We start from the raw sequence: 25,956 nt of genomic DNA, 5'->3' as shown, positions 1-25,956 counted from the left end.
AGAGTTGCCTCCGTTTTTGCGAATTGCGGGCAACCTTAGGCGATATCGGCAACCTTACTTGACTCCAGCAACCTTAGGGTTGGTGGCTGGCCCGAAGGAGTTTTCGCAGAAGAGCCCCTAAGAAGGAGTTTTCGCAGAAGGGCCCCTAAAGTGAGCGCACGACTGTCACAACTTTTCCGAGGATAGTTGCGTGATCGGCGGGGATCGGCGCGTAGTCCTCGTTTTGGGGTAGTAGCCAGACGTGGCCGTCTGCCTTAGAGAAGACCTTGACCGTCGCCTCCCCGTCAATCATGGCTGCGACAATCATGCCGCTGTCGGCAACATTCTGCGTGCGGACGACCACGAAGTCGCCGTCACAAATGGCGGCATCCACCATTGAGTCCCCGTGTACTTCGAGGACGAAAAGCTGGCCTCCCCCCGTCAATCGGGTTGGGAGCGTGAACACATCTTCCACTTGTTGCTCCGCAGTGATGGGTGTGCCAGCAGCAATTCGGCCGACAAGTGGCGCTGCCACATAGTCGCCCTCGGCGAGGGAAACCGGGATTGTCACTTCCGTGGGACGCAGTGCTTCCACAGCGGGTTCGCGCCGAAGATCAATGGCACGAGGGCGCCCCGCGTCGCGCTGTATAAATCCTTCACGTTCCAGTGCATCGAGGTGGTGCTTAACGGTTGATGGGGAGGTGAGGTTCACCGCCCGTCCAATCTCTCTGAGCGAAGGAGGGTACCCTCTTTCGTCCGTGAGGCTTCGAACGACACTCAGAATCTGTTGTTGCCTCTTTGTCAGAGTTGACTCATCAGACATCGCGGACCCCTTTCCGTTTCCGCCAGTTTAGGCGCAATTGTCACAGAAATGAAACATATGTTCGAGCGAGTCTTCTAAATGTCGGAACCTCTTGGTATCGTACAAGTGTTCGACGAACAACTGTTCGAAACTTGTCGGTGTGGAAGTTCATAGTTGCCACCGGTGTCAAAGGAGTAAGTGATGAGTGCGGTACCACTACTGGAGGTTTCAGGGACCTCGGCCGTTCCCTCAGAACGCCCGCGTCGAAGCGCCCTCGCAGCCCAGGTGTCTGTGTGGCCCGTGACGCAGGGGGGTGCGACCGTTGTCTCGATTGATGAAGCTCGTCGGCGGTTGCGACGGGAGACAGCGGGCAACGTCAGTGTTGACTCGGACGCGGCTACGGTGGCTGGTACCCGTGCGCCCATGGGGTCTGCAGCCGTTGCGGGAGCACGTAGCGCTGCTGAGGCTACCGGGACCGCTTCAAGCGTCCTGCCGCGGGTTGACTTCACCGCAGTAGCACTTCGGATTGTGGCGTGGAGCGTCGCAGTTGTCGTTGCCTTCTCGGTTGCTCTCGGCTTGGGACTGGCTCTCCGTCCCGCGCCCTATGGTGGTGAGACGTACGTGCACTCTGTAACTGCCGGGGAATCCGTTTGGGGCCTGGCTGAATCCCTTGGGTCAAGCCGGGCTTTAGAAGACGTGGTGGCTGACATTGTGTCGTTGAACGCACTCGATGCCAATGTTCTGCACCCCGGACAAGAACTATTGCTCCCAGCTGAGTGAAATGGTTTTGCAGGAACTCCCCGGACATCTTAGAGTCTTCCTACTGGCATCGCTGAGGTGCTAGCAATGATTTGGAGGGCCGCCTTGCACTGTCCGTTCTGTCAGAATGATGACACTCGCGTTGTCGACACCCGCGTTACCGATGATGGTGCAACAATACGCCGCCGCCGGGAGTGCAGTGAATGCAAGCGCAGATTCACAACACTCGAGACATCGTCGTTCTCTGTTGAGAAGCGCTCGGGTGTTGTCGAACCTTTCTCCCGCGACAAAGTGACGGTAGGCGTGCGGAAGGCATGCCAGGGTCGACCGGTTTCGGAACATGACTTGGCCATCATTGCGCAGCAGGTCGAAGAGGCCCTGCGGGTCAGTGGGCAGTCGACAGTCTCCGCAGATGAAGTCGGGAAGGCCGTGTTGCCGTTCCTGCGCGAACTAGACGAAGTCGCATACCTCCGGTTCGCTTCTGTCTACTCCTCATTCCAGTCTCTTGAAGACTTTGAACGCGCAATAGCCGACTTACGGCAACAGTAACGTAGTTGTGCCGGGCCTCCTACTGCTCGGAGGTGCTGCTGGCAGAGCCTTTCTCCTGGTCGTCCTCGTTGCCGGTGAAAGCAGCGCAGAGGCCCGTTCAGAAGCTTCGGATCTGGCTTGCGCGACCGACTCCTTCAATGCTGCGGCTGCCTGACCTACCTGCTCACTGAGCTCAGAAGCGGAGGCCCGCAAAGTTGGGAACCGCGCATCCAAGTTGCTCTGAAGCTCAGCAATCTGCCGTTGCACGGAACGCCGCATGACTTTGCCAATCTGCGACTTTGGAAGTTCTTGCAGAACCACCACTTGGCGCGGCAATGCATAGTGAGCCAGAGACTTCTCCGCCCATTCGCGTACATCAGCGAGGGTCACCGACGCGCCACCTTCGAGAACCAGTGCCGCAACCACCTCTTCACCCTTGTTGCCCCCGGGCATACCAACCACAGCCACGTCAGCGACGCCCGGCATCATACGCACAACGTCTTCAACCTGGCTTGGGTACACGTTGAAGCCTCCCGAGAGGATTAGTTCCTTCCGGCGATCTTCCATGAAGACGAAGCCGTTCCGAACCTGCACTAGGTCACCGGTGAATAGCCAGCCATCACGAAGAACAAGCGCGGTCTCTTCAGGGTTGTCTAGATAGCCTTGGAAGACCTGGGGCCCTCGCGCGATCAACTCCCCAATTTGCCCCTCTTCAACATCGACTTCCGGGTTCTCCGGGTCGACAATCCGAATCTCCGTCGACGGCCACGGAATACCCAGGGCTCCAGGTATGCGATCATGCGACAGGGGAGAGCCAAGAATGATTGGCGATGCCTCGGTCATCCCGTAGCCCTCGACTACGTACCCAGTTGTGGCCTCCTCCCAGCGCTTCGAGAGTTCTTCAGAGAGCGGCATTGCCCCGGAAATTGTGTAGTTGATCGATGTCAAATCCACGTTGAGGTGGGGTGCCTCGGCTAGGAGACGGTCAAACATCGGGGGGACTCCCACAAAGAAAGTGCAGGGGAGCCTCTTCTGGGAAAGCAACACCTGCGAGACATCGAACTTCGGGAAGATCGCAATTGTTGCACCCAGGCGAACTCCGGCTAGGAGAGTGACTGTGAAACCGTAAGCATGGAAGAACGGGAGAATGGAGTAGAAGACCTCAGCGCCCTCGCGAAGGGGTGACACCCAAGCGATTGCTTGGAAGACATTGGAGGCAAGATTCTTGTGCGAGAGGACGGCTGCCTTGGGTGTACCCGTGGTGCCGGACGTGTGCAACATGACCGCTGGATCGTCAGCATGGGCAGTTGCATCACCCATCCAGGGCTGCGCTTCACGCACCTCATGATCCCAAGAACGAACAAAATCTGGCACGGATGCGCCTAGGATCCTCTTCTTCTCTTTTACAGACTTGAGTGGAAGTCTCAGCAGCATGCGCGTAGTGCGGGAGAGCGCGTAGGCGAGGTTGACACCGAAGACCCGCACGTCTGAACCGAGAAAACCAAGCTTTTCAACGGTGTTCTGCCACGCGATGACGGTCTTGGACTTGTGTCGTGCAAACTCACTCTTCAGTTCCTCTTCGGGAGCGAGCGGGTTGTGTTCGACCGACACCGCACCTACCAGGGCAATCGCGAAGACCGCGACAACATGTTGGGGGCAGTTGGGCATTATGAGCGCAATGTGGTCGCCTTGCTTCACACCTGAATCACGCAGGACGCTCGCTGCTTGGCGGACTTGGTGAACCAGCTCCTCATAGGTTGTTTGCTGGCTGAGGAAGTCCAGGGCAATCCGCTTGGGATAGTACGCAGCGGTGTCGAAGAGGAAGTCGCAGATCAACGTTGACCCGGAGTCCGTGAAGTATGGGACACCCGGAGCGTAGCCCTGGCGTAGTTGTTCTGTCAGGTTCATAGTGCCTCCATGCTCGACTGTGTTTGATGTTAGCTGCTTACCCACACACAGGTCACCGACCTGGTGGTATTGGCTATTACCTAATGGGAAAGTACCGCATTCTCACCGAGGACGATGACGATCCAATGAGTTCGAGGGCGTGTTCGCTCAGGGGTGAGCGCAGATCCGTGATGGCGTAACCCAGTGACCCCGAGGTCGCCAGTGCCTGGCCTTCGACGTTGACACCCTCCTGCGCGAAGACGTCGTTGAGTCGAGCCATGACACCCGGCGTGTTGTGGTGAACAAAGCAGAGTCGTTGGGCGCGTGGCGAGGAAGCAGGCAGACTCAAGTTGGGGAGGTTGACGCTGAGCGTAGTCGATCCACGGGAGAGGTATCCCTGGACTTTTCCCGCCACGAATACGGCAATATCATGCTGGGCTTCAAGCGTTGAGCCACCGATGTGGGGAGTGAGGATCACGTTGTCCAATCCCGCGAGTTCCGACGTGAAATGGTCCCCGTTTGCCTTCGGTTCCTCAGGAAACACGTCGACGGCGGCACCCAGAAGGTGACCGCTCTCAAGTGCGCTGCGAAGTGCATTAACGTCGACGGTGAACCCACGTGACAGATTGATGAAGACTGCGCCAGGCTTCATCATGGCAAACTCACGTTCGCCAAGCAGGCCGGTGTTTGAAAGGCTACCGTCGACGTGCACCGAGACGATGTCAGCCTCCCGCAGCACCTCTTCCATGCTTGCGGCGGGGTGGGCGTTGCCGAGGGCGAGCCTCTCGGCAATGTCGTAGAAGATTACGCGTAACCCGAGCGCCTCAGCCAGGACAGAAAGCTGTGTGCCGATGTTGCCATATCCGATAATCCCCAGTGTCCGCCCTCGAATTTCGTGAGCGTGATCAGCGGACTTGTCCCATACTCCCTTGTGCAGGCGGCTGTTCTTCACGGTGAGACGGCGCGTAAGGGCAATAATCTCGCCGATCGCTAGTTCAACCACGGACCGCGTGTTGGCATAAGGGGCGTTGAATACGGGGATCCCACGTTCGGCCGCGAACTCCGTAGCGATCTGGTTGGTGCCAATGCAGAACGCTCCCACAACTTCCAGTTTTGGTGCGTGCGCAAGGACTTTGCGCGTCACTTCCGTCTTGGATCTGATGCCGAGGACGGAGACACCATCCAGTGCTGCGATGAGGTCGTCTTCATCAAGGCTGCCGTGAACGACCTCGACCTCGTAGTTGTCTCGCTTCAGAAGCTCGGCGGCAATTGGGTGGGGATTTTCAAGAAGTAGAACTTTGGTCACCAGAGCATTGTGCCGAAGTCCTTCAGCATTTGCAGGATGGTCCCGACTAGTGGCCTGCTTCTGGGTGCCATTCGTCAGAAACACTAGTTACAGCTTTCGCCCAAGCTCGTGGCAGTTCAGTCGAACGAACCGAATGGAGTCGTTTCGTGCAACGGGTCATTGCAACGAAAAGGTCCCCGGGCCCGTCGGAGAGGATTTCTGTTGGTTCAACAACTATGGTCGTGTCGAACTCCAAACCCTTTGCTCCCGCCACGCTCAGCACACTGACCCGGTGATCGAGGGCGGTGGAACCGAAAATGTCACCGCGCCAACGGTGTGCTCGCTCGTCAGCGACAAGCACGCCGATTCGACCCATCCCGTGGCCCGTGGTCGCGTCGAGGAGGCTTTCCTCCTGTGCCACCACGTCCTGCACAGCCTTCCAGAGGGGATCTTCCTCCCGGTCACCGTTTGTGTCACCACCTTGAACAACAGTGTCTGCCAGGGCGTCCTCGACCTCACGAGCAGATGTCAGTGGATACAGTGGCGGTTGTCCGAGGTCGGAGAGAACCTGCTGCGCAAGCGTGGTGACAGTCGCCGGTGTTCTGTAGGAAACGGTGAGAATGAACTCCGATGACAGTCCACGCTTGGCTGGACCCAGTGCTTTCTCCCAGTTTGCGGGACGTTGGTGCCCGCGCGCTTGGTCGAGGTCGCCCACGACTGTGAATGAGCGAGCCGGACAGCGCCGCAGGAGCGCGTGCCATGCCATGGGAGAGAGGTCCTGTGCCTCATCGACAACGACATGCCCATACGTCCAAGTGCGGTCTGCAACGGCCCGCTCGGCAAGGGGCGTCCATTCCCGTTCCCCGCGGGCACGTTCGGCGAGCACCTCGGCTGACACTATCCCCCCACCAAGGTTCTGCCCCTCCATGGCCATGCGAACTCGTTCCAGTTCCTCGTTCTCCAGTGCAGCGCGATTGCGGCGTTTCTGATTGAGTAGTTCCTCGGAAGTTCCAAGCAGCTCCTCTAGCTCATCGAGAAGAGGAACGTCGGCGACCGTGAAGGGGGCATCCCACGGTCGGGAAACCAACAGCTGTTCACGCGCCGAGAGCCCGCGGGCAACCCGTCGTAGCAGATCAGGTTTTGTGTAGAGGCGGCTCAGAAGATCGGTCGCCCTCGTCGGCATCCAGCACAGATTTATCTCTCTGCGCACGTCGCGACTGGAGCGGACGGACTCCCTCCACCAGTCAAGGTCTTCAGGATCGGGATCTGCACCGGCAACCTGCCTAACAAGGACATCTATTAGGTCGAGGGCGAACCCCGTGCGCGCGACGTTGTGCGGCTTGCTGCTTCGACGAGCGCGGCTCCGTGCCGCTGCCACATCCGCTGGGGTTAGAGTGGCCGTCTTGCCACCAATCGAGAATGTCTTTGTCTCTGCAGGCAGGCGTTGAAGGTCGCGCACCGCTGCCTTCGCAGTCTCTATCCAAGCGGTCTTGCCTTTGACAAATGCAACTTCCGCGGGGTCCGTTTCGACCGCATGGATACCCGGCACCAGTTCACCCATCGGAACTGACACGACCCCGTTCTCTCCGAGGGAAGGGAGAACTTGCTCTATGTAGCGCAGGAAAATCCGCGACGGACCGACGATCAGAACCCCAGACCGCTCCAGGCGCTCGCGGTGAGTGTAGAGAAGATACGCCGCGCGGTGCAGTGCAACGGCCGTCTTCCCTGTCCCGGGGCCACCTTGAACAACGACGATTCCCTGATCATCGGAGCGGATGATCGCATCCTGCTCGGCCTGAATCGTTGCAACTATGTCACTCATGTGGCCGCCACGGGCAGATGCAAGAGCCGACATAAGAGCGCCTTCACCCTGGAAAGTCATCCCCTGGTCAGTTGCGGCATCGACGTCAAGAACGTCGTCCTCGATCCCTGTTACAACGCTTCCTGATGTGGCGATGTGGCGACGTCGAACGACGCCTGCGGGGGTGACAGCGGTGGCCTGGTAGAAAGGACGCGCTGCCGGCGCGCGCCAGTCAATAAGGAGACGACCCCCCGTTGAGTCCGGCAGGCCCGCGCGGCCGATGTAGTGGGTGCTGGCGTCCGTCATATCGACACGGCCAAACACCAGGTGGTCTTGGATCTGCTCCAGACGCATGGCCTGATCGCCAAAATGAGAGGCCTGGGCATCACGCTCGGTTCGAGCCTGGGGTGATCCCCAGGCTCCTTGGGCCTCGATACGGCGCTGTGCTTCCCTGTAGTCGGTCCTCATGGAATCAAGAACCGAGTAGGCGTGACTCACGAACTCTTGTTCTTGCGTCAAATCGTCTTCTCGATTGGGAAGATTGGGAGTCTCGGTGTTCAAACTCGCTCCTTACCGGCCGAAAAATACCAAGTGTCCATTATTCCCTAAACGTGGACCGGACGGCACCCAGAGGTTTTGTGACTCATAGAGAGTTCAGTTCACCTTCCAGCGCAATGTTTGTTGAGTTCCTCGCCGAATCAGGGAGTCAACGAGTACGGTGAAAGGGAACACTAGGACTGGTGACCGGGAGGGGAGCATCATGGCGCGTATCGAAGACCTTTACACAAAAGGACCTGCCGCCGGTTCAAAGGCGCCAATCCTGATTGCTCATTTTGAGGGCGCCATGGATGCTGGTTCAGCCGGTACCTTGGCTGTGGTTCAGCTTCTCACTTCGCTGTCGCCAGAACGTGTCGCCACTTTTGACACCGATCTGTTGATCGATTACCGCTCCCACCGCCCTGTTATGGAGGTTGACGAGTGGGTGACGACTGACATGTCGGAGCCTGAGATCGCCCTCGACCTCGTACACGATGACGCCGGGACCCCGATCTTGCTACTTCATGGTCCGGAGCCGGATGCTCGCTGGAAGTCTTTCCGTGATGCTGTCGGCACTCTGGCGGAGGAAGCTGGCGTTGAAGCAATCTTTTCGTTCCACGGATTGCCAGCCGCAGTTCCCCATACCCGCCCCGCCACAGTCCACCTGCAGAGCACGGATCGCGACGTGATTCCGCAGCAGCCACTGATGGGGGGCACCGCTCGATTCCCGGCACCACTGACATCATTCCTCCAGTACCACCTTCATCTTGAAGGCGTCACTGGCGCAACGCTGCTTGCGACAGTGCCCTATTACCTCTCTGATGTGACATTCCCCAGAGCATCGTCGGCACTGTTGAGGCGTCTAGCGGAGATCGCTGACCTGCAGCTCCCCATTGGTGACCTTGAGAGAGGTGCGGACGAGGACGCGAGCCAGGTGGAGAGACTTCTTGAAGTTAACCCCGACCTGCAACGCACTGTTCAGGGTCTTGAACAGCACTTCGACTCGATCTCACTGGCTGCCGCTGAGGGCATCGAGATTGATTCCGTGATGCGCGGGGAGGAAGCGGAGGATGCAACCTCACAGTTGGAGGCGGTCCTGCCTGGATGGGATGACTTGACTGGTATTGATCAGGCCGTGTTTCCCGAGGCCGAACGGATGGATAGTACGCCAACGGACTCCATGGCGGATGCGATCGGTGACGCAATCGAGAGCTACTTGAAGACACGCTCCAAGCAGAAGCCAGCAAGCGAGCAGAGACTCCCAGGATCAACTGGCGACGACGCGAACTCTGAAGGTGTGGAGGACGGAGCTGGCGTGTCTCGACCTCGGCCAAGACACCGTGCGCCAAACGTGTGGGAGCTGGATCGCCTGCCCGAAGAGCCAGATGAGCCTCCCTTCAAGGAAGGTCCCGTTGACGATGGCGGTGCGTAGTTCCCTAGTGGTCGATTGGTTGGGCGCCACCCAGCCAACGCCTCACCTCATCGGTTCGGTAGAGACGTGCAGGCAGGGGCAGCCGTCGCAGCACCCGGTCTAGTTCGTCAAAGTCAGGTAGCAGGCCAACCCACCCCGCTACGACGAGGTTACCGCTGCGGTCACCGCGCCACACTTTTGGGTCTGTCACAACAGTTGTCACGGCGAAGATGTCGAGGACGGTTGCCACTTCCTCCTTTGACGGCGCGGTCCTGTCCCTGCCGACATTGACAAGGTAGACGCCCTCGTCCAGGAGACGCGACGCGACCAGGTTCGTCCACTTGCTAGTTGTCAGGTGACGGGGCGTTCGGGAGCCAACAAACGCGTCACGAACGATGACGTTGTACTTGGCTCCAGATCCAGCGAGAACTTGCTCCGCGTCTCCTACTCTCAACTTGAGTCGAGGTTTCCTCTTGAGACCGGCGGCCCCACCAACGACTTCTACGAGCTCAGGGTCCACTTCAACTGCAACCTGTGACATTGCCGGATGCTTGGCTTCCCATGCGAGGGGGAGTGCGCAGGCGCCGGCTCCGCCGTGGAAGGCGCGCAGATGCGGGATGGACCATGCTTCATGAGCCATGTCCAAGAGCACGTCCATATGTTGCAGGTATTCAAACTCAATGGTTTTTGGACGACTGAGGTCGATGACGGATTGTTCGATTCCCGACGCGCTGACTCTAAGCGAAGAGCCGGTGCTGGATATCTCCGTGCCCATCCGCGTCACCGAATGGGGGAGGGCAGTTCTCTTTTGTACCTTGGCCACTGCTTTACCCTACATAGTCTCAGGTGGTAGTGAAATGTCGGAGGGACTAGCTACGGTGTAGGTGGGGAAGGAGGTGGAAGCAATGTCAGTCTCACCGCGGGGCAAAGTCCACAGCCAGTGGGGTGGTGACGACAGTGAGGCTCCGATTCTCCACGTTGACATGGACAGCTTCTTTGCCTCGGTGGAGGTGTTACAGAACCCAGCACTCCGGGGACTGCCGGTGATTGTGGGCGGCATCGGAGTCCGCGGCGTTGTCACTGCCGCAACTTATGAGGCGAGGGCGTTTGGAGTCCGTGCGGGTATGCCGATTGGGCGCGCCCGCGCACTCTGCCCAGCGGCTGTCTTGCTTCCTGGGCGTCATGACCTCTATGGCAGCTACTCCAAACAGGTGATGGAAGTACTGCACAGCGTGACTCCACTGGTGGAACCAGTCAGTATTGATGAGGCTTTTCTGGATGTCAGCGGTGCTCGCCGCCAGTTTGGCTCGCCCGTGGAAGTTGGCGGCCTCATTCGAACAAGAATCCGTGAGGAAGTGGGCCTTCCCGCTTCGGTTGGCATTGCGGCAACGAAGAGCGTGGCAAAGATCGCTTCTGCGCACGCGAAGCCCGATGGTCGTTTGCTCATACCAAAGGACCGGACACTTGACTTCCTTCATCCCCTTCCCATCGGGGCGCTGTGGGGCGTTGGAAAGAGGACGGGGGAGGTTCTGCGGGTACGTGGCATCGACACAGTTGGTCAGTTGGCGAATGTGCCGATTCGTGACTTGGCGCAATGGATTGGCAATGCCAGTGCCCAGCACCTCAATGCGTTGGCATGGGGGGTTGATGACAGGGCAGTGTCGACAAGGGAACGGGAGAAGTCGATTTCCACGGAAAGAACCTTCGAGGTGAATGTGACATCGCCAGAGGTTCTCAAGGCCTTTATCCTCAGGGCAGCTCACGATTGCGCCAGACGGCTACGAAAGATGGGCCTCCTTGCATGGACGGTTACCGTAAAGGTTCGCGACCAGAAGTTCAATACCACTGCTCGATCCAAGACTCTCTTAGCACCTACTGACGTTGGCCGTGAGATCGCTCAGGTCGCGACTTCTTTGATTGAGATGCGCTCGCTGCCATCGGGTGGTGTTCGCCTAGCGGGTGTGGGCGTATCCTCATTGGTCGGGGGTGACGGAGGGGTTCCTACGCTGTTAGATGAAGACCCGCGTCCGCGGGTGGCTGAACTGGCAATGGATGCTGCTCAAGAGCGATTTGGGGCGGGTGCGGTCATGCCGGCATCGCTCCTTCCGGGTAAGAAGTAGCACCCCGGTGCGTGTAGATGGAAAGCATGGTTAGTTGGGGCGTCGGGATCCGGGTAGACTAGGTAGTGATATTGGGGAACCGAGTTGATGTGGGACAGGGGGTAAGTGATGGCTCTTTCAGAGTATGAGAAGCAGATTCTGGCTGAGATGGAGCAGCACTTACGTCAGCAGGATCCCGATCTTGCAGACACGATGGCCTCATCATTGCCGGAGCCGGAGAAGGCTCCGGAGCGCGCCCCGTCAGCACCTCTTTCCCCGCGTCGCATTGCACTTGGTTCGATCCTTGCGGCAGTCGGCCTTGCGGTAGTTCTGCTCGGGGTGACAATCGGGGTGGCGCTATGGACAATCCTTTTGGGTGTAGCTGGTTTTGCGTGCATGGTAGGCGGTGTTCTCTTGGCTTTGAGCACTGACAAGAATGCCCTACCCACAAATGATGGCGTTCGGCAAGCGCAGAAGGCCCCCAAGATCTCGAAAGAAGAGCGGGATGCGCAACGTCGCGAACGGTGGCAGAACCGAGGGCAGTAGCGGCGAAGAACTGGAAACTAGGAAGCCAACTGAGATTTCAGTTGGCTTTTTCTGTGCCTACTTCCCGGCGTGCTTCGAGCAGGCGGTGGCGCCCAGGCGGGTGCAAGCCAGTCCTCCGGGGCCCAAGTATCCCCAGATTTCGAGAACTACCCCCACTTTCCTCCCCCCATGGTTGAACAGGGAATACTCAAAAGACTATTGGCCAAAATCTGAGAAATAACGGCGTCAAGGGATACAAGTGGAGGGAAGTGGAGTATTGTGGACAGATCGAGAGGGGGTGGGGTGTGTTCCTGGGTACCTATGAACCAAAGATGGATGAGAAGGGCCGGGTCATCCTGCCTGCGAAGTTCCGCGATCAGCTTGCCGACGGCCTCGTAATTACCCCCGGTCAAGACCGCTGTCTCTACGTGGTTTCAGCTGCAGAGTTCTCTCGGATGGTTGATGATCTCGCAAAATCGCCAAGTGCCTCGAAGAATGCGCGCGACTATATTCGCGTGCTGATGTCGGGCGCCTCAGATGAGGTTCCCGACAAGCAGGGGCGCATCACAGTCCCACCACGACTTCGCATGTATGCCGGGTTATCCCGGGACCTCATCGTCGTAGGTGTCGGCACCCGAGCTGAAATTTGGGATGCGGAAGCCTGGAACCGTTATCTCTCCGCTCAAGAAGAGGCCTTCTCCCAGTCCGTTGAGGAGGTTATTCCAGGAATGTTTTAGCTTCGCGCGGGCACTGGGACGCGCTCTGACTTCACTTCCCCGTTGTCAGAACCGACCAGTGCCCACCGCGACCACTCAGATAGTGACCTCAAGCAGACAGCCCGAAGTTCAGAGAGGAAGACAATGACGGACACCGCTGTGAAGCACACACCGGTCATGTTGGCTCGTTGCCTTGACCTCTTGGCCCCCGCGTTTGAGGTTGCTTCTCCCCTCATGGTCGACGCGACAGTCGGACTCGGGGGGCACACGGAGGGTGCTCTCAAGAGATTTCCCTCCCTCACAGTCATTGGTATCGACCGAGATCCCGTGGCTTTGGAGTTGGCTTCGGCGAGACTTGCGCCCTTTGGGAACCGCTTCAGGCCATTCCAAGGAACATACGATCAAATCGGTGACGCGCTCGACGGCCAGTTGGCGAACGGGATCCTGATGGATCTTGGGGTTTCTTCGATGCAGTTGGACGAGGTCGAGCGTGGATTCTCCTATGCCACGGACGCCCCCCTTGATATGAGGATGGACGCGACATCTGGCGAGAGCGCTGCAGAACTGCTTGCCCGCATTGATCGCAATGACCTGGTGAGAATCCTGCGCAGGTACGGGGATGAGAAGTTTGCTCCTCGCATTGCAGACCTGGTGGTCAAGCGTCGTGAGACTGACCCATTGCAGACGACTGGGCAGTTGGTTGACATCGTGCGCGCCGCGATTCCTGCGCCGGCACGGCGTACTGGCGGTAATCCGGCTAAGCGTACCTTCCAGGCAATCCGAATCGCAGTAAATGATGAACTGGCGATTTTGGAGGATGCTATCCCAGCTGCGCTCTCAAACCTGGCTGTTGGAGGGCGTCTTGTCGTCGAGGCATACCAGTCCCTTGAAGATCGCATCGTCAAGGACTATTTCAATGCGGGAGCGAACCCACAGCTTCCGGCAGGGCTCCCAATGACCGCTGACGAAGTTGATGCCCACAGGACTCTGCGTTTGCTTACGCGAGGTGCCGAACGGGCTTCAGAATCTGAGGCAAATACCAACCCTCGCTCAATTCCGGTGCGCTTGCGCGCCGCCGAACTTCTGACTCAGTGGAGGCATGATGTCCGCTAGCGCACAGCCAGTTCTTCCTCAGTCGACGCAGAGTGTCACTCCGGGGATATCGTCCTCCACTCGGATTCAAGTCGTCACCGGGCAGAAAATCAACGTACGCACTTCTGCATGGCCCTTCATCCTCATTGCGAGTCTTTTGGTGATCCTAACCATCGCCTTGCCCATGGTTGTCAACACGCAAATGGCTCAGCGGGCCTACGAGATTCGTGATCAACAGGTCCAGCTGGCAGAAATTAACGCGCGGGTTGAGACCTTGGAAGCAGAGCTGTTGATTGTCTCCTCGCCCCAGAAACTTGAGGAGAAGGCGAACGCCATTGGTTTGGTTCGTTCGGGGAGTATCGGCGCAGTCACCCTTGAGACCAGAACGGTCGAGGGCGGAGAGGCTGCCCAATGACCGACCGACCTGCCCCTTCGAGCAGAGGCACTGCTACTCGACGGTCCCGATCGATACTCATCGTTGCAGTCGTATTTCTACTTGTTGCTGCAGCACAGCTTTTCATGATTCAGATTGTGCGTGGGGATGAACTAGCTGACCAGGGTCGCGTGGTCCGTACTTCAGCCAGTGCGATTCAAGCCCCCCGTGGCTCAATCGTTGATGCTGATGGCGTGGTCTTAGTGGAGTCGCGTATCACCTACCACATCGCGGCGAATCAGAAGGCACTCCTCGAATATCGCAATGTGGATGACAACGGCGTGATTGTCGGCCGGGGGCCCGCCGAGGCCGCTCGCCAACTGGCGCCGATTCTGGGTATGGATGTAGCTGAGCTCGGGGGCATGCTCTTAGGCGATAGTACCTACCAGTACCTAGCGAAGAATGTTGAGCCTGATACCTACCGAGAGATCCGGCGGCTGGGAATCTACGGGATCGAATGGGAACCTTCCTTCGATCGACTCTATCCCGGGGGTTCCCTCGCGGGTACGGTCTTGGGTAGCGTCGATGTCGCGGGGGATGGCAACTCCGGCCTCGAACTGATATTTCAGGATGCGCTGACCGGAGAGCCAGGTGAGGAATCCTATGAGATCGGGCCGACTGGTGCGGTCATTCCCGGCGCTAAGGTTGTCTCAAAAGAGGCTCAACCCGGAGACACGGTGAACACCACCCTTGTTGCAGATCTCCAGTATGCGGTCCAGAGTGAACTGGATGCAGCCGTTGACCAGCACGGTGCTGAGTGGGGAGCCGCCGTGGTTATGGATGTCGCGAGTGCGGAGATTCTTGCACTCGCAGACTCAGACACCACGACTCCGGAGAACGGACCCCAAGCCTCAAAGGCGGTCCAGATGGTTTACGAGCCAGGGTCCGTGGGAAAGATCTTCACATTTGCTGGCGCACTGGAACGCGGTGTGATCACGCCCGAGTCAACCTTCACAATGGCCGACAAGTACACGACTTCTAACGGGCAAACGTTCAGCGACATGGTCCCCCATGAGACTTTCACGAAGACTGCAACCGGGATCATAGCCCAATCCTTGAACACCGGGACCGTGATGATCGGTGAGCAGATTCCGGCTGAGGATCGCTACGAACTAATGCGACGCTTCGGCCTCGGGGAGAAGACCGGGGTGCAGTTGGCGGGCGAATCAGCTGGAATTCTCAGTAGTCCTGAGGACTGGGATGGTAGAACCTTCTACACAACGACCTTTGGGCAGGGATACGCCATTAACGCGGTACAAGCCGCCTCGGTCATGGCAACTTTGGGTAACGGTGGGGTGCGAATCGCGCCGACCCTCGTTTCGGGGTTCACGGCTCCGGACGGCACCGTGCAAGAGCTCGACCGGGGGGTTCCGACAGAAGTTGTTCAACCTGAAGTTGCCCAGACCCTGGTGAAAATGCTTGAGTCTGTTACCAACGGTGGTTCGGGGTATCTGGCAAACGTTGACGGCTACCGTGTCGCAGCGAAGACGGGTACATCCGAGATAGGCACCGGCGGAACAATCGCGAACATGGTGGCACTTTTCCCGGCGGACAACCCCCAGGTGGCCATTTCGACGATCCTCTACAAGCCAACGGGTCTGTACAAGGGGAGCGAAACTGCCGCGCCGCTTGTGCATCAGATCGTGACGGACTGTATACGCGTACTGGGGATTCCGCCGTCTAAGGAAGCACCGGCGCTATTTCCTAGTGATCCAGGGGCATGAGAAACTACCCGTACTATTGGAATTATGAGAAGCAGTGTGGATAGTTTTCTGTAACGAAGAGCCCGCAGAGGAGGCGTGATGTTTCGCTCGCTTGAGTGGATTGCGGCCGCGACGGAAGGTGAGACCTACATCGAGGGTCTCACTGCATACGATCTGCCAGATGGTGTGGACGTTGGGTTAGCAACCACGGACTCTCGTGAATGCGTGGCCGGTTCCCTTTACTTCGCCAGGGTTGGTGAAACCAGTGACGGGCATAGCTACCTGCACCAGGCAGTCGACGCGGGCGCAGTTGCGGCGGTGGTTGAGCGGGCTTCAGATTCGCTGTCGATTCCCCAGGTTGTCGTTAGGGATTCCACTGTTGCTCTGGGTCGATTAGCAAAAGCACATCTCGCCGATTTGCGGAGCAGCGGACCAATCCAAGTTGCGGGCATTACGGGATCTGCAGGTAAGACAACAGTTAAGGACCTTCTGGCTCGCGTGTTGGCACGTTCGGGTCCCACGGTTGCCCCCATTCTTTCCTTCAACAACGAGGTCGGGTGCCCGCTGACCATTCTCAAGGGTGACGAAGACACACGGTTCATGGTTCTGGAGATGGGCGCATCAGGACCGGGTCATATCCGTTATCTGACAGAGATTGCACCGTTGGATACCGCGATTGAACTGATGGTTGGCCGCGCCCACCTAGGCGGATATGACTCGCTAGAGAGCCTGATTGCTACGAAGCGCGAGCTCGTTGAGGGCCTTGTCCCAGATGGTGTTGGCATCCTCAACGCGGATGACCCAACTGTGGCTGGAATGGCTCAGGCTTGCCCCGGAGAGGTGTGCTTCTTTTCTGCTGCAGGGCTGGAAGATGCCCAGGTAAGAGCCACATTGGTGCAGGTTGAGGCCGACGGAGCTCCGAGTTTTGTTCTTGAAACCCCCGATTTTCGAGGGCGGGTGAAGCTTCGCCTTGTCGGCCGCCACCAGGTTAGCAATGCGCTCGCAACTGTTGCCTGCAACTACGTCCTTGGTCGGTCCACCATTACCGCTGTTCGTGAACTTGAGGTCGCGGGTGCCGTATCACCACATCGTATGGACATGACTGAGGGTCTGCGTGTGGCAACGACCGATGGCAAAGATGTGGTCGTAACAATGATCGATGACGCATACAACGCGAACCCGGACTCGATGGCGGCTTCGTTTGGTGCCGCGACGTCGCTCAGGAATGGTCGACGGCTGGTTATGGTACTTGGTGAAATGCTCGAGTTGGGAGAACACTCAGCAGAGATTCACCGCGAGGTCGGTAAAGCTGTCGCGGCTGCCAATCCTGACGTGCTGATCACTGTCGGGGTGGGAGCTTCACCACTTCATGAGTCTGTCGATGCGGGTGTTTCGAAGTTTGAAACAGAGGATTCCCAAGGCGCACTCGGCGCACTGAGGGGTGCCATGAGAGACGGCGACCTTGTTCTCTTGAAAGGATCGTACGGTTCTGGCGTGTGGGAAATCGCGAATGCACTTCGTGCGACAGCGTAGGATCATGGCGGTGGACATGTACGACCAGGCAAACGGAGGTTAGTCGATGATCGGTGTGATTGTCGCATTTGCGGCCGCGCTCCTAGCCAGTCTTTTTGGGACACCTGTCCTCATTAAGTTCCTAGTCAAGAAGCAATACGGGCAGTTCATCCGCCAGGATGGGCCAACAGCGCACTTTACGAAACGCGGAACACCCACGATGGGCGGCATCGTCATAATTATTGCGGTGCTGGTTGGGATCTTTGTGGGATTCGCCTTCAATGGTTCCCTTCCCACCTACTCTGTTTGGCTGCTAATTCTGCTCACCACAGGCTTAGGTTTCGTCGGTTTTCTCGATGACTTCATCAAGATTCGCAACCATCGAAGTCTCGGCTTGAATCCCATTGGCAAGATCATTGGCCAGGTCGGCATCGCCACCCTCTTCGGCGCACTGCTCCTCCTGAACCCCAACTCACTGGGACGAACTCCAGGCTCCACGGAGATCTCCATTGTCCGCGGGGTATCCCTTAACCTCGCCTTCGCCGGTGTAGTCTTCGGCGTCATCCTTTTCCTGCTGTGGATCAACTTCCTTGTTGCTGCCTGGTCAAACGGCGTCAACCTCACTGATGGACTCGACGGACTGGCGACGGGCGCATCGATAGGGGCTTTCTCCGCTTATGTCATCATTTCGTTCTGGCAGTACAGTCAGGCATGCTCCCGTCACACCGGGGGGATGAACGTGTGCTATGAAACTCGCGACCCGCTTGGTCTCGCAATTTTCGCGGCTGCCGTGGTGGGCGCGCTGATCGGCTTCCTCTGGTGGAACTCTTCACCCGCGCAAATCTTCATGGGAGATACCGGTTCCCTGGCATTGGGTGGTGCCTTTGCCGGTCTGTCAATAATGTCCCACACAGAACTTGTCGCCGTCATAATCGGTGGTCTCTTCGTGGTTATTGTCTTGTCGGACGTCATTCAGATTGGCAGCTTCAAAGCCACCGGTAAACGTGTTTTCAAGATGGCTCCGCTGCATCATCACTTCGAGCTGTCGGGATGGAAAGAAGTAACGATTGTTACGCGGTTCTGGATCATCTCTGCACTGTTTGCCGCACTCGGGGTGGGCCTCTTCTACCTCGAGTGGGTCTCGGGTCTCCAATGACGCACCCCAAAGCGGCAGTCGTCGGGCTTGGCGTCTCTGGACGGGCTGCTGTGGAACTTCTGTACGAGGACGGATATGAGGTCACGGTATTTGACCAGTCCGCAACTGAGGCCCCAGAGTCACTGCGTGAATGCCTGACATCCGTGGTCGTGATTGCTGATCCCGTGAAGTTGGGAGAAGCGATTTGTGCGCTGGAGCCTGCGGTCGTAGTTCTGTCACCCGGAGTACCTGGGACTTCCCCTATCGCGAGTATTCCGCAACAGCGTGGGATTGACGTGATTGGAGAGGTTGAGCTTGCCTACCGCCATAGGTCGCTCCAACCGGGGGGAGCAAAGTGGCTTGCGGTGACCGGGACAAACGGGAAGACCACGACGGTGGGAATGGTCGAGGCTATCCTTCGAGCAGCCCACGTTGACGCGATTCAGACTGGAAACGTGGGCTATCCGGTCGCGAAGGCAGTTGCAGAGGGTCACGAAGTGCTTGTCGCAGAACTGTCGTCTTTTCAGCTGGCAACCACGGCAACGTTGGCTCCTTGGGCAAGTATCTGCCTGAATGTTGATTCCGACCATTTGGATTGGCACGGAAATGTTGCCGCGTACCGGGCTGCGAAGGCGCGCGTGTACGACAGGGTGCGCAAGGCCAGGTTTGCATTTGCAGATGATGAGGTCACAGCTGAGATGGCCGTGCAGTGCAATGACTGCTCAGACTCCTCCTTGGTCCCATTGACCTTCGGGGTGGTTGCCTCCGGCGACATTGGAATCGCCGATGGCTTCCTTATTGACTTCGCCTTCATAGATTCACCCGAGGATGAGCCAGTCATTGCGGACCTGCGGCAAGTTCCTCTCCTGAGTGGCGCTTTGACAAGGCTTGACGGCGCCTCGTCTCCCCTTGTGCGGGATGCGCTGGCCGCTGCTGCACTAGCCAGGTCTCTCGGAGTCAGCGGTGAGGACATTGTCGCGGGTCTCCAGACCTTCCAAATGGCCCCACACCGATACGCCCTCGTACCAACTGGTGACGGGCGCTACTGGGTTGATGATTCGAAAGCTACAAATGTCCACGCAGCACGGGCCGCTTTGAACAACGTTGTAGCAGGTACGGCGGTGTGGATCGTGGGGGGTGACGCAAAAGGGCAGGACCTCTCTGCCCTAATCGCGGAGGCCGCGAAAGACGTAAAGGCAGCCGTGGTGATTGGAGCAGAGCAAGAAGGCCTCCTTGAGTTGTTCAAACGCTACGGACCCGATCTTCCAGTTGTGAGTGTCCCCGGAATGGGTCCGGTTGAATCTTGGATGAAGGACGCTGTGCGCGCCTGCGGCCGAATTGCCGAAGTTGGCGATACCGTATTGCTTGCGCCTGCCTGTGCATCTTGGGATCAGTTTGCGAGCTACTCGCAGAGGGGGGATGTGTTTCGGGAGGCAGTCACGGATGTAGTCGGAGGCAAGGGGTAGGGACATGGCTTCAGAGGCCACGCAGAAGCGTCCACTGCTTCAGCGGGTTCCAAAGATACGCTTCGGCTCACCAAGCCCACAGAATGCCCAGCCATCACCCGTGGCCACGTACTATCTGATCCTTGTTCCTGCTGTTTTCCTGGCACTCTTTGGTTTGCTGATGGGGTTCTCGGCATCTGCCGTTACCAACATCGCGCAAGGTGTCAATCCGTATGTGCCGTTCGTCAAGACGCTCGGCATTGCTCTCCTTGCCCTCGCGGCTGCCGTGGGGGCGACGCTCATCCCACCGCGTGTGTGGCGCGCGCTGGCACCGTTACTGTTTGTGATCGGCCTAGCCTTGCAGGGGGCCGTCTTCTTCGTGGGAATCAGCGAAGGTGGAAACACCAACTGGCTACCAATCCCTGGCACCGGCCAGGTGATTCAACCTTCAGAGTTCCTCAAGCTTGCCACCTGCCTCATGCTGGGACGCATGTTGAGTATGAAGACCACCGATCTGAACAACTGGAAGCAGGTTGTTCTTTTTGGTCTTGCTCCCGTACTAGTCGCCATGGCTGCAGTCATGGTTGGCGGTGACATGGGGACGATGCTCATCTTTGTCGGTATTGGTTTTGGAGCACTCTGGGTTGCGGGCGTTCCCGGCAAATGGTTCGGGATGATGGCGGTAGCGGGGGGTGCACTGGCAGTCCTCCTTGTGGTTGTCAGCCCGTCGAGGACTAGGAGAGTCCTCGAGTTTCTTCCAGGATTTGGCACCCCACCGGACCCCTCCGCACCGACCCAGACCGACCATGGGCTATGGGCATTGGGTGCGGGAGGCCTGACCGGCCTGGGCCCCGGAGCATCTAGGGAGAAGTGGAATTACCTCCGGGAGGCCCACACTGACTTCATCCTTGCCATTGTGGGGGAGGAGTTTGGGTTAATTGGGACCCTTACCCTGTTGGCGTTACTTGGGCTCCTGATCTACGGAGCTCTGCGCCTTGCTTCGAATGCCCAGTCACGCTTCATAAGTATTTCGGCCGGAGGCATAGCTACGTGGTTGACGTTGCAGGGGCTACTAAACATAGGTACCGTCACGGGCTTGGCGCCTGTAATCGGCGTGCCGTTCCCGCTGGTGTCCTACGGGGGGTCGTCCTTCCTTTTCACTGCAATGGCGATCGGTGTGCTGTTGTCATTTGCCCGTAACGAGGCAGGAATGCGCAAGACTGGGCGGTTCAGCACAGAAACCGCGGGTCGTGATCCAAGGCGCACACCCGCCCCTCGCCGACCGCAGCGTTACGCTTCGGACACTACTACGAAGAACCCCCCGACAGTGCCCCCTGTGATTGGTAGCGTGGGCAAACGGCCCCGCCCAATTTCACGGCCCCTACCGACAGAGTCGCGGGGTTGGAACCTTGACAATGAGACGAACAAACCGGAGGCATCCTAATGGTTTTACGAGTTGTCCTAGCCGGCGGGGGAACTGCCGGACACGTGAATCCCCTCTTGGCGACAGCCGGCGTCCTCGAAGGACGGGGCCACAAGATTGAGGTGCTTGGCACGGAGGAGGGGCTTGAATCGACACTGGTGCCCGCAGCCAACCTCAAGTTACACACCATTCCCAAGGTGCCAATACCGCGTCGGCCTTCGAAAGACCTTCTAACGGTTCCCACCCGGCTGAAAAATGCCACGAAGCTTGCTGGCGAGGTCCTCAGTGGGGCAGATGTTCTTGTTGGTTTCGGTGGGTATGTGTCGGCACCCGCCTACATAGCAGCTTCACGTCTTGGCGTGCCGTTCGTTGTCCAGGAGCAGAATGCGCGCCCCGGATGGGCCAACCGTCTCGGTGCGCGCAGTGCCAAGTCTGTTTCTCTGACCTTTCCACAGACCAAGCTGGCTGCAAGGCGCGGGCGAACTGTTTTCACCGGCTTGCCGCTGCGACGCTCGATTGTGGAGCTGGCAGAGCAACGTTCCACATCAGAGGGACTCAAGAGGGCGCGGACCAGTGCCTGTGAGCTTTTCGGCCTCGACCCTGATCTACCCGTCTTACTGGTGACCGGGGGATCACTGGGTGCTCAGCACATCAATGAGGTGGTTGCCAGCGGAGCAGCTGCATTTGCAGGTCGGGCCCAAATCCTTCATGCAACAGGAACTGGTAAGGCCGACGAGATCAGTGTTGGCGCCGCGAACACTCCGGGAGTGACCTGGGTGATTCGCGAGTACATCTCAAATATGGAGGATGCTCTGGCCGCCGCAGATCTGGTGCTGTGCCGGTCTGGCGCTGGAACAGTCGCTGAGCTTGGCGCATTGGGCTTGCCCGCATTCTATGTGCCGCTTCCTATTGGTAACGGCGAGCAGCGGCGCAACGCTGAAGGGCAGATCGCGGCGGGTGGGGCACTACTTGTCGAGGACAAGGACTTTTCGGTTGACAACCTTCGCAACCAGGTGCTCCCGATCCTTGGTGATCCCGCCATTCTGAAGAGGATGGGCGAGGCAAATAGAAGCACGTCACCAGGAGATGGGGCCAGCGCTGTGGCGGATTTGGTGGAAGAAGCGGGAGAGTCGCGGTGAGCAGGACAGAGCGACTTGCGGGCCAGTCATTCCACCTGATTGGTGTGGGCGGGGCCGGGATGTCCGTTGTTGCGGAACTCCTGGCAGGCCAAGGAGCCGCGGTGACCGGCTCGGACCGTCAGGACTCTGCGGTGCTTCAGGACTTGGTGTCGAAGGGGATCGGCGCGTACTACCCGCATGCCACAGAGTCCGTCCCGGCTGAAGCAACAGTGGTGCTTTCATCCGCCATCAGGGAGACAAACCCGGAGCTCATTGTTGCTCGAGGGCGAGGGCAGCAGATTATCCACAGATCACAGGCCCTAGCATTGGCTGCGCAAGGGCAACCCTTTATTGCGGTTGCGGGTGCGCACGGGAAGACTTCGACTTCGGCCATGATCGCAGTGGCCCTGCTCCACAGCGGTGTCGATGCCTCATTCGCTATTGGTGGTCCCGTCCTCGGGAGCGGGTCCGGAGCCAGAGTCGGGACAGGTATTTTCGTTGCAGAGGCGGATGAATCAGACGGGTCATTCCTGCACTACTCGCCATCGATTGAGGTGATCACGAATGTCGAGCCTGATCACCTCGACCACTTTGGATCAAAGGAGGAGTTCGTAGGGATCTTCAGGGAGTTTGTCGAACGCCTGATGCCCGGAGGCACACTGATTTGCTGTGGTGAGGATCCAGGATCTTGCGAGATCGCCGAGCATGGCTTAGCTACCGATCGGGTGGGGGAGGTTGTCACATATGGGCGACCCGGCTCTTCGCTTTGTCCACTGACGGTGGAAGTCACCGATGTCGTCATGGACGCAGACTCGTCTCGGGCGACTCTCTCTACGCAGGATGAGCGCGTTTCGCTTGAGTTGATGGTAACGGGTGTGCACAATCTCCTTAATGCTGCCGGCGCGTGGGCAGCGTGTGTCGCAGCAGGAATTGACGGTGAAGTGGCAGCTAGTGCTCTCAGGTACTTTCAGGGGGCGGGTCGCAGGTTCGAATTGAAGGCAGCCGTTGGTGGCAGGCGAGTTTATGACGACTACGCCCACCATCCCACCGAAGTCGAGGCTGCGCTCAAACAGGCTCGGATTGTCGCCGGAGAGGGTCGCGTCATTGCGGTCTTTCAACCGCATCTTTTTTCTAGAACACGTAACTTCGCGGATCGGTTTGCCAAGGCACTTTCTAACGCAGACGAGGTTGTGTTGGCGGATATCTATGCTGCACGCGAAGATCCGATCCCCGGGGTTACTTCAGAACTGATCGCGCAGAGTCCTTACATGCATGCACCGTTCCATTTTCTTGGCGACTGCCATGATGCAGCGGTGTTTGCCGCTTCGATCACGGACCCGGGTGACGTGTGCCTTCTGATCGGCGCGGGCGATATCTTCCTTCAGTCCTCCACCGTTGAGAAGGTGTGGGCGCAGGAAGTGCCGACGTGAGTCAAGTTGGTCCTAGTCCGCGCTCGGTTCGAGTTGATTTGCGGGACCATGTCAAGGAGAGACAATCCGCCCGACGACGCCTTCTAGCTTTCCGGGTCCTTGGTTTGCTGGCTGTGGTGGGTGCTGTTGCAGGGATCATTTGGGCAGTGTTCTACTCTTCTCTCTTCGCAATGAAGATGGATAGTCTGGTCATTGAGGGAGCGCAGTCGGACGTCGCGGCGGCAGATGTCGAACCCGCAGTCGCAAAATACGAGGGCGTGCCGCTGCCCAGAGTGCCGGTGGATTCCATACGGGATGAACTTCTGACGCGGCCTTTGATCGCGGAGGCGCAAGTCTACCGTTCTTGGATGCACGGCGTGACGGTGGATGTAGTTCAGAGGGTTCCAGCGGCGATGGTGGTGATCGATGGGGGGTACGCCCTCGTCGGAAGCGACGGTGTCACCACGACCGTTACCGAGGAGCCTGTGGAAGGACTTCCCTACGTTCATGTGGTAAGTGACGATGAGAGTGGAAGGGTTGGGCAGGCGAAGTCGGCTATTGCTGTCTGGGACAGCCTGGGTGATCCTCTACGCGCTCAGGTTTCGTCGATTTCCGCCGATGGAATGGTCGTCCGACTTGACTTAGTTGACGGGTCTCAGGTGGTGTGGGGGGACGAGGGCGAGAGTGCGCTTAAGGCCCAGGTTCTCGAGCTACTTGTTGAGCAACGACCGGCCTCGGTATACGACCTGCGGGATCCTCGCAAGCCGGTGACGAGGTAGTGAGCACTTGCTTGTCGAGCAGTAGGGTGCCTTCTGTGCAACACGCCGCAGTTGGTCCTTGATCGATAGTTCGAGTGCCCCTACCGTCTATCCGCTAGAGCAATGATCAAAGACAACCTTCAACTTGAGCCTTAGGGTTCTTGGGTGAGGTTGCAGCACCTCCGGGGGGACCAGTGGCGGTACCGCAGAACCATCTCGCAGTCATCAAGGTTGTCGGCATCGGCGGCGGCGGTGTCAATGCCGTGAACAACATGATTGATGCGGGGCTAAAAGGCGTTGAGTTCATCGCCATCAACACGGATGCGCAAGCGTTGTTGATGTCCGATGCAGAAACCAAGCTAGATATCGGACGCGATCTGACACACGGGCTGGGCGCCGGAGCTGATCCGGCGGTGGGACGTAAAGCGGCCGAAGATCACTCAGAAGATATTATGGAGGCCGTGGCGGGTGCCGACATGGTGTTTGTCACCGCGGGTGAAGGCGGCGGGACGGGTACCGGTGGAGCTCCGGTCGTCGCGAAGGCAGCTCGTGAAGCAGGTGCCCTCACCGTGGGTGTTGTCACGCGCCCCTTCTCATGGGAAGGACGTCGTCGTTCCCAGCAGGCAGAGTCGGGTGTCGAAGCGTTGCGGGATGAGGTCGACACTCTGATCGTTATCCCCAATGATCGTCTGCTCGACATCTCTGACCGGGATATCTCAATTATCGATGCCTTCAAAGAGGCCGATAAGGTACTGTTGTCCGGCGTCCAGGGGATCACCGAACTCATCACAACCCCGGGTTTGATGAACGTCGACTTCAACGACGTGAAGAGCGTCATGAAGGACGCTGGATCAGCGCTTATGGGAATCGGTGCAGCAACAGGGGAAGACCGGGCGCTACGTGCCGTTGAGACTGCTATTTCCTCACCTCTCCTCGAGGCTTCAATCGATGGTGCTCACGGAATTCTCTTCTTTGTTCAGGGTGGTCCCGATCTTGGTTTGCATGAGATTATGCAGGCCGCGACGTTGGTTCAGGAGGCAGCCCACGAAGAGGCCAACATCATCTTCGGCAATGTCGTGGATGAGTCCCTTGGAGATGAGATCCGCGTGACTGTTATTGCTGCCGGTTTTGACCAGCAAGCACAGATGCAGGCGGCACGGGAGGAAGCGGTGAGGGCTGCTCGCGAGGAAGCGCGGAGCGCGCCGACTTCTTCACCCGCAGGTGGTGTACCTCTTGCGACGCCTCCCGCACCGCGAAGGGTCGTGGAAGTTGACGATTACATCGAGGAGCCACGCGTGAGGACCAGTGCTGCACCGCAGACAAGGTCTCATCGAGCAGCGCCTGAGGTGCCCACCAGAACTGGTGCGATGGCGGCACTCCGGGCGGATAGTGTGCGTTCTCGAGGTCGTGTGGATGAGGGGTTTGAAGCCCCCCGCGTCTTTGCAGAAGAAGTTGTCGATGAGGATCTAGACATCCCGGACTTCCTTCGCTAAGTCGATGTGAGTGGGTGCTTTACGACATGCCGTGTCGGCTCCGACCCGCGTGAGAGTGATTGCACTAGCGTTTGAGTTGTTGTGACAGATGGGTTTAGAGATTTCA

At 58.3% G+C, this 25,956-nt stretch carries 22 protein-coding genes; 17 read left to right on the top strand and 5 right to left on the bottom strand.

Annotated features, from left to right (window positions below):
- Positions 1–145: 145 nt before the first annotated feature.
- Positions 146–802 (bottom strand): transcriptional repressor LexA, encoded by a 657-nt coding sequence (gene lexA / locus H2O65_RS06865; protein WP_182141016.1) that lies wholly within the window; start codon positions 800–802, stop codon positions 146–148.
- A 180-nt stretch (positions 803–982) separates the two neighbouring features.
- Between lexA and H2O65_RS06860 the strand changes: the two genes are divergently transcribed.
- Together H2O65_RS06860 and nrdR are read left to right on the top strand one after the other, a co-directional pair.
- On the top strand, positions 983–1,561 hold the full coding sequence (locus H2O65_RS06860; protein ID WP_182141015.1) for a LysM peptidoglycan-binding domain-containing protein: 579 nt from the start codon (positions 983–985) through the stop codon (positions 1,559–1,561).
- Between the two features lie 66 nt (positions 1,562–1,627).
- Positions 1,628–2,089 carry a transcriptional regulator NrdR gene (nrdR, locus tag H2O65_RS06855; RefSeq protein WP_182141014.1) on the top strand — a complete coding sequence of 154 codons (462 nt, stop codon included), beginning with the start codon at positions 1,628–1,630 and terminating at the stop codon, positions 2,087–2,089.
- Here nrdR and H2O65_RS06850 read toward each other — a convergent pair.
- The 3 genes from H2O65_RS06850 to H2O65_RS06840 all read right to left on the bottom strand — a co-directional run bounded on the left by H2O65_RS06850 (position 2,075) and on the right by H2O65_RS06840 (position 7,509).
- On the bottom strand, positions 2,075–3,976 hold the full coding sequence (locus tag H2O65_RS06850) for an AMP-binding protein (RefSeq protein WP_182141013.1): 1,902 nt from the start codon (positions 3,974–3,976) through the stop codon (positions 2,075–2,077). The genes nrdR and H2O65_RS06850 overlap by 15 nt on opposite strands.
- Before the next feature lie 76 nt (positions 3,977–4,052).
- Entirely contained in the window at positions 4,053–5,261 is a 1,209-nt protein-coding gene (gene serA, locus H2O65_RS06845) for a phosphoglycerate dehydrogenase (RefSeq protein ID WP_182142710.1), read from the bottom strand.
- A gap of 46 nt (positions 5,262–5,307) precedes the next feature.
- Complete coding sequence (locus tag H2O65_RS06840; protein ID WP_182142709.1) at positions 5,308–7,509, bottom strand: AAA family ATPase; 2,202 nt, start codon at positions 7,507–7,509, stop codon at positions 5,308–5,310.
- 292 nt (positions 7,510–7,801) lie between these two features.
- Here H2O65_RS06840 and H2O65_RS06835 point away from each other — a divergent pair, with 292 nt between their 5' ends.
- A complete protein-coding gene (locus tag H2O65_RS06835) occupies positions 7,802–9,010 on the top strand; it encodes a PAC2 family protein (RefSeq protein WP_182141012.1) in 1,209 nt (402 codons plus the stop codon).
- Positions 9,011–9,014: 4 nt separating this feature from the next.
- Here the strand turns inward: H2O65_RS06835 and H2O65_RS06830 are convergent, their stop codons facing one another.
- The gene (locus H2O65_RS06830; RefSeq protein WP_182141011.1) at positions 9,015–9,812 is read right to left on the bottom strand and encodes a spermidine synthase; all 798 of its coding nucleotides are present in this window, start codon (positions 9,810–9,812) and stop codon (positions 9,015–9,017) included.
- Between the two features lie 82 nt (positions 9,813–9,894).
- On the opposite strand from H2O65_RS06830, the gene dinB reads away from it, so the two are divergent.
- The 14 genes from dinB (at position 9,895) to ftsZ (ending at position 25,850) form a co-directional block, all read left to right on the top strand.
- On the top strand, positions 9,895–11,109 hold the full coding sequence (gene dinB, locus H2O65_RS06825; RefSeq protein ID WP_182141010.1) for a DNA polymerase IV: 1,215 nt from the start codon (positions 9,895–9,897) through the stop codon (positions 11,107–11,109).
- Between the two features lie 108 nt (positions 11,110–11,217).
- Complete coding sequence (locus H2O65_RS06820) at positions 11,218–11,634, top strand: DUF3040 domain-containing protein (protein ID WP_182141009.1); 417 nt, start codon at positions 11,218–11,220, stop codon at positions 11,632–11,634.
- A gap of 284 nt (positions 11,635–11,918) precedes the next feature.
- Positions 11,919–12,350: a division/cell wall cluster transcriptional repressor MraZ gene (gene mraZ / locus H2O65_RS06815; RefSeq protein ID WP_182141008.1), complete on the top strand. Its 432-nt coding sequence runs from the start codon at positions 11,919–11,921 to the stop codon at positions 12,348–12,350.
- A 123-nt stretch (positions 12,351–12,473) separates the two neighbouring features.
- Positions 12,474–13,442 carry a 16S rRNA (cytosine(1402)-N(4))-methyltransferase RsmH gene (gene rsmH / locus H2O65_RS06810; protein ID WP_182141007.1) on the top strand — a complete coding sequence of 323 codons (969 nt, stop codon included), beginning with the start codon at positions 12,474–12,476 and terminating at the stop codon, positions 13,440–13,442.
- On the top strand, positions 13,429–13,836 hold the full coding sequence (locus H2O65_RS06805; protein WP_182141006.1) for a hypothetical protein: 408 nt from the start codon (positions 13,429–13,431) through the stop codon (positions 13,834–13,836). The genes rsmH and H2O65_RS06805 overlap by 14 nt, the downstream gene beginning before the upstream one ends.
- On the top strand, positions 13,833–15,578 hold the full coding sequence (locus tag H2O65_RS06800; protein WP_182141005.1) for a penicillin-binding protein 2: 1,746 nt from the start codon (positions 13,833–13,835) through the stop codon (positions 15,576–15,578). Before H2O65_RS06805 ends, H2O65_RS06800 begins: the two co-directional genes overlap by 4 nt.
- A gap of 78 nt (positions 15,579–15,656) precedes the next feature.
- Positions 15,657–17,090 (top strand): UDP-N-acetylmuramoyl-tripeptide--D-alanyl-D-alanine ligase, encoded by a 1,434-nt coding sequence (gene murF / locus H2O65_RS06795; RefSeq protein ID WP_182141004.1) that lies wholly within the window; start codon positions 15,657–15,659, stop codon positions 17,088–17,090.
- 46 nt (positions 17,091–17,136) lie between these two features.
- Entirely contained in the window at positions 17,137–18,225 is a 1,089-nt protein-coding gene (mraY, locus tag H2O65_RS06790) for a phospho-N-acetylmuramoyl-pentapeptide-transferase (RefSeq protein ID WP_182141003.1), read from the top strand.
- Positions 18,222–19,670: a UDP-N-acetylmuramoyl-L-alanine--D-glutamate ligase gene (gene murD / locus H2O65_RS06785; protein WP_182141002.1), complete on the top strand. Its 1,449-nt coding sequence runs from the start codon at positions 18,222–18,224 to the stop codon at positions 19,668–19,670. The genes mraY and murD overlap by 4 nt, the downstream gene beginning before the upstream one ends.
- Positions 19,671–19,674: 4 nt before the next feature.
- Positions 19,675–21,093, top strand: coding sequence for an FtsW/RodA/SpoVE family cell cycle protein (locus tag H2O65_RS06780; protein ID WP_182141001.1), 1,419 nt, complete (start codon positions 19,675–19,677; stop codon positions 21,091–21,093).
- Positions 21,093–22,211: a glycosyltransferase gene (locus tag H2O65_RS06775; RefSeq protein ID WP_182141000.1), complete on the top strand. Its 1,119-nt coding sequence runs from the start codon at positions 21,093–21,095 to the stop codon at positions 22,209–22,211. Before H2O65_RS06780 ends, H2O65_RS06775 begins: the two co-directional genes overlap by 1 nt.
- Positions 22,208–23,620, top strand: a complete 1,413-nt coding sequence (murC, locus tag H2O65_RS06770) for a UDP-N-acetylmuramate--L-alanine ligase (protein ID WP_259349477.1) — start codon at positions 22,208–22,210, stop codon at positions 23,618–23,620. Before H2O65_RS06775 ends, murC begins: the two co-directional genes overlap by 4 nt.
- Positions 23,617–24,378, top strand: a complete 762-nt coding sequence (locus H2O65_RS06765) for a cell division protein FtsQ/DivIB (protein WP_182140999.1) — start codon at positions 23,617–23,619, stop codon at positions 24,376–24,378. Before murC ends, H2O65_RS06765 begins: the two co-directional genes overlap by 4 nt.
- A 173-nt stretch (positions 24,379–24,551) precedes the next feature.
- On the top strand, positions 24,552–25,850 hold the full coding sequence (ftsZ, locus tag H2O65_RS06760) for a cell division protein FtsZ (RefSeq protein WP_182140998.1): 1,299 nt from the start codon (positions 24,552–24,554) through the stop codon (positions 25,848–25,850).
- Positions 25,851–25,956: the final 106 nt, after the last annotated feature.

Origin of the sequence: Schaalia sp. JY-X169, from assembly GCF_014069575.1 — a bacterium.
GTDB lineage: Bacteria > Actinomycetota > Actinomycetes > Actinomycetales > Actinomycetaceae > Scrofimicrobium.
Note: the sequence above shows the minus strand (reverse complement) of the source record. Positions and strands in the feature narration are given on the sequence as shown.

Coding starts and splice junctions, on each gene's coding strand:
- lexA (WP_182141016.1), bottom strand. CDS start 802: ATGTCTGATGAGTCAACTCTGACAAAGAGGCAACAACAGATTCTGAGT.
- H2O65_RS06780 (WP_182141001.1), top strand. CDS start 19,675: ATGGCTTCAGAGGCCACGCAGAAGCGTCCACTGCTTCAGCGGGTTCCA.
- H2O65_RS06775 (WP_182141000.1), top strand. CDS start 21,093: ATGGTTTTACGAGTTGTCCTAGCCGGCGGGGGAACTGCCGGACACGTG.
- H2O65_RS06850 (WP_182141013.1), bottom strand. CDS start 3,976: ATGAACCTGACAGAACAACTACGCCAGGGCTACGCTCCGGGTGTCCCA.
- H2O65_RS06800 (WP_182141005.1), top strand. CDS start 13,833: ATGACCGACCGACCTGCCCCTTCGAGCAGAGGCACTGCTACTCGACGG.
- H2O65_RS06860 (WP_182141015.1), top strand. CDS start 983: ATGAGTGCGGTACCACTACTGGAGGTTTCAGGGACCTCGGCCGTTCCC.
- H2O65_RS06840 (WP_182142709.1), bottom strand. CDS start 7,509: ATGAGGACCGACTACAGGGAAGCACAGCGCCGTATCGAGGCCCAAGGA.
- H2O65_RS06820 (WP_182141009.1), top strand. CDS start 11,218: ATGGCTCTTTCAGAGTATGAGAAGCAGATTCTGGCTGAGATGGAGCAG.
- murD (WP_182141002.1), top strand. CDS start 18,222: ATGACGCACCCCAAAGCGGCAGTCGTCGGGCTTGGCGTCTCTGGACGG.
- nrdR (WP_182141014.1), top strand. CDS start 1,628: ATGATTTGGAGGGCCGCCTTGCACTGTCCGTTCTGTCAGAATGATGAC.
- H2O65_RS06805 (WP_182141006.1), top strand. CDS start 13,429: ATGATGTCCGCTAGCGCACAGCCAGTTCTTCCTCAGTCGACGCAGAGT.
- murF (WP_182141004.1), top strand. CDS start 15,657: ATGTTTCGCTCGCTTGAGTGGATTGCGGCCGCGACGGAAGGTGAGACC.
- dinB (WP_182141010.1), top strand. CDS start 9,895: ATGTCAGTCTCACCGCGGGGCAAAGTCCACAGCCAGTGGGGTGGTGAC.
- H2O65_RS06835 (WP_182141012.1), top strand. CDS start 7,802: ATGGCGCGTATCGAAGACCTTTACACAAAAGGACCTGCCGCCGGTTCA.
- mraY (WP_182141003.1), top strand. CDS start 17,137: ATGATCGGTGTGATTGTCGCATTTGCGGCCGCGCTCCTAGCCAGTCTT.
- rsmH (WP_182141007.1), top strand. CDS start 12,474: ATGACGGACACCGCTGTGAAGCACACACCGGTCATGTTGGCTCGTTGC.